Source organism: Dulcicalothrix desertica PCC 7102 (genome assembly GCF_003991905.1).
GTDB lineage: Bacteria > Cyanobacteriota > Cyanobacteriia > Cyanobacteriales > Nostocaceae > Dulcicalothrix > Dulcicalothrix desertica.
This window is the reverse complement of sequence record NZ_RSCL01000087.1, coordinates 1-2,762: the sequence shown is the minus strand read 5'-3', so window position 1 is coordinate 2,762 and position 2,762 is coordinate 1. Positions and strand designations below refer to the sequence as shown.

The 2,762-nt window shown below is 40.7% G+C and carries 2 protein-coding genes; both read right to left on the bottom strand.

Translation table 11 applies throughout. The features are described from left to right. Nucleotides 1–65 precede the first annotated feature (65 nt). Nucleotides 66–614 (bottom strand): HesA/MoeB/ThiF family protein, encoded by a 549-nt coding sequence (locus tag DSM106972_RS50840; protein ID WP_201800920.1) that lies wholly within the window; start codon nt 612–614, stop codon nt 66–68. A 406-nt stretch (nt 615–1,020) separates the two neighbouring features. Further along, a complete protein-coding gene (locus DSM106972_RS50835) occupies nt 1,021–2,037 on the bottom strand; it encodes a tyrosine-type recombinase/integrase (protein ID WP_233786995.1) in 1,017 nt (338 codons plus the stop codon). Between the last annotated feature and the right edge of the window lie 725 nt (nt 2,038–2,762).

Sequence of the window (2,762 nt, the reverse complement as noted above, 5' to 3'; positions counted from 1 at the left end):
TAGACTACTTCTTAAGTCTAGTCTAAAATGTACAACATGTCTAGCATGTCTGATGATTTTTTGTCCTATCTTTTACTCTCGTTGAGCCTTTCCCACGCCGATATATCCATTTTGCAGCGATAGCAAGCTGTCTCAGGAACTCTTGGATCGAAGAGAGCAACGTTTCCCGAAGAGTGGCTAATTCCTCCATCTATCCAAGGAACACCTGCGAAATAACATCGCTTGTTTAGTGAGCGTCTAGCACCAACGCTATCTAAACAACCAAGTACTACATCCATTTCACGCAGCAAACCTCGACCAAATGCCAGTTCTAACTTGCCAATGACTGGGTATACTTGGACATCAGGATTAAGTTCTTTTACTCGTTCGGTAACTACTTCAGCTTTGTGTCTACCTATATCAGACTCTCGAAATAATACTGAACGAGTTAAATTATGGATTTCAATAGTGTCATAGTCTACAACCCAAATGTTACCAATACCGAGCAAAGCAAGATTTTTCAGAACCTCGTTACCAAGCGCGCCGCACCCCACCACGGCAATCTTTGCATTGGCAAGCTTTTCCTGCTTCCAATTAGGAATTAATTTGAGACGGTCATATCTAGAGTCTGACATCGATAGTTATTACTCGCCCTTAGTATGTTGTCAGCAAAAAAGTATCGAGAGTTAGCGTCTATGATTTATTGTCATAGGTTATTCAGTAATATTATTTAAGTGTTTAAAACATAGCAGTGATTTTTATCACTATTTTTTTGCGATTAAATCACCAATAAAATATGAAGCTCTGCCGTTCTGCCCTGAGCTTAGTCCACCGTTCAAAAATCGCTACAAATATATAGCTATATGGCTTTCACAACAGTTTTATACCAAGCTGCAACAAATAGTATTATTTATTAAAAGTTAAATAAGTATAAAGTGATACTTAATAATTGGGTCAATATCATTCCTCATTTGTGCTATTTTTTTCTCGCTTACTACGGATGCGCGCGGCTTTTTTCGACAATTCCAATCAGTACAGGTTTTACTGTTTTCTACCAACGCGCGCGGCAAGCTTATTCGACAACTCCAATTGGTACTGATTCTTATTATCCTCATACGCCAAAATAACGCGCGGGTCAGCATGTCTACTAAGATGTTGTACCTTCCGGTAATCCCCCTTCGCCAAATCCAGCGCTTCCGTAATACCGCTATGTCTAATTCTGTGCGGTGACATCCTTTTACTAATCCCCGCACGCGCGCAAGTCATCCTCACAATTGCATACAACCCATCCCCACTCAACGGGCGCCCAAAATTATGAAAATCCATCGCAATAAACAGCGGGTCAGTTGGCTTCACACTATCACGGCAACGTAACCAACTATATATAGCATCTGCAACAGTCCTATTCAAATCCACCCTCACATCATCATTCCCCTTACCCTTTCCATACACCCGCAGTACCGACTCCTGATAATTAAAATCACTCACCTTCAACTTAGCAATCTCAGAGCGCCGCAGCACATTCGACCAAAACAGTAAAAACAAAGCATAATCGCGCTTACCCTTATCAGTCCTCACATCAATAACATCAAACACCTTATTATATTCATCCACCCTCACCCCAGAAGTATCCCTGTACTTAGTCACCCGCAGCGACTCAATGCGGTCACTATCAAACCGATAACTGCACCGCTTCAAATTCCTCCCCGCTTTAATCAAAAACTTAATAGCCGCAAGATACCGATTAACCGTTGCCGACTTCCTCCCCTCCGCAACCAGATAATTCTTAAACTTCAAAATCAACGTATTAGCAGACTCCTCATCCAAACCCCAAAACTCTTCAACATCATCTTGTGTAGGCGCCCGACTTAAGAAATACTCAAAAAACAGTTTAATATTGCCAGCATAACCCCGCTGCGTAGTCCCCGCCTTCTGCTGCAACTCAGTTAAAAAATCACTCCCATGCCGCAACTCACCAGCTATCGAACGCAGCTGACCCGACTTATAAGTAACGATTTCCTGGGACTTCCCACCACTCATAGAGATATTTGTGTTCACGACAATGCACCTTTTCATTAACGCCCAACCCCCCACACACTGACATCCGTTGAGCTACGCAAAACTCCCCCATTAGTACACAAGCACCAAATTACTAACCTTAGCCAATCAAACGGGGAGCGTATTTCATTACTTATTAAAACCTGTAGACTTACTATATTCAGTTAGTAAGCCGTACCGCACCATAAATTTCTCGTACAAGCTCAATTTTACTTATCATTAATAGCTTAATAATATCTCGGAAATCAAAAATAAAACTAACTCAAACTCCTTCCCGTGCCGCGCGCGTACCCAGCAAAAAGCGGTTTTTTGTACCGAAAAAACGATGATTTTTGTACCGAAAACAGCTTTTAAACAGTGCATTGAAACAGTAATTTTAATTTCAGGCAGTCGCCAATACTAAATTTAGTACCCTGGTACGGTACTAAGAGCAACGCAAAAAAATTTTTTCTATGGATGCATATTATGTACCCTAAAAAAAAATATTTTTTGAAATTTTCTCTGTACCACGCTCAAAATTGGTACTTTTTTTCTGTCCCCGTTGGTACTTTTTTTGCACTCAGTACCTAAAAAACAGGTACAAAACAGGTACAAAACAGGTACAAATAGGTTCTTTTAGTACCGCTTCTGTACCGTCACTGTACCTTTTATCCCATATTCCGCACTTCAGAATGTCGCATAAAATATTACATAAATACGTACTGGCATTAGTAAATAAACATACT